This is a genomic window from Stenotrophomonas sp. 278 (assembly GCF_003935715.1).
Classification (GTDB): Bacteria; Pseudomonadota; Gammaproteobacteria; order Xanthomonadales; family Xanthomonadaceae; genus Stenotrophomonas; species Stenotrophomonas maltophilia_AH.
This window is the reverse complement of sequence record NZ_RHPP01000336.1, coordinates 1-500: the sequence shown is the minus strand read 5'-3', so window position 1 is coordinate 500 and position 500 is coordinate 1. Positions and strand designations below refer to the sequence as shown.

1 pseudogene is annotated in these 500 nt (G+C 64.6%); it reads right to left on the bottom strand.

The features are described 5' to 3' along the window. A pseudogene (locus EGJ34_RS22020) lies at positions 1–500 on the bottom strand (DNA primase); the annotation flags it as partial.

The following is a 500-nucleotide window of genomic DNA, read 5'->3' as shown; positions in this document are numbered from 1 at the left end:
TTCATGTACTCATCGAAGAACATGTTCTTGCCGGTGCCCTGCGGGCCATGGATGACGATGGTGCTCTTCATCTTGGCCCCCGGGTGCTGCAACGGGTACGCCAGCCACTTCAGGACCCAGTCGTAGAGGGCCTTCTGATTGGCCTCACCGCCGCACATGTGCCAGAGCAGGTGCAGCAGCTTCCCGCATTCGCCGGCCTTGGGCGTGGTGGGCCAGCCGGCGAACAGATTGCAGGTGACGCCTGGCTTGGTCCCTGACGGGTCAAAGTCGACCTCGCGCACGCGCACGATGGATCGGCTGGGGTGTTCCATCCAGGCCCGGTGCAGCTCGCGGCGCACGCACGCATGCCCCATGTCGCCCAGTGCCATCAGCATGTGTTCCTTATGATCGAACACCGTGCCGCCCTGCCCGTACACCAGCGCAAACCGCTCCAGCAGCTCGTCAAGCGAATCGAGGGGTTTGAGCTCGGGCTGTCCCGCGCCCCCGGTGGTGGTGCTGGA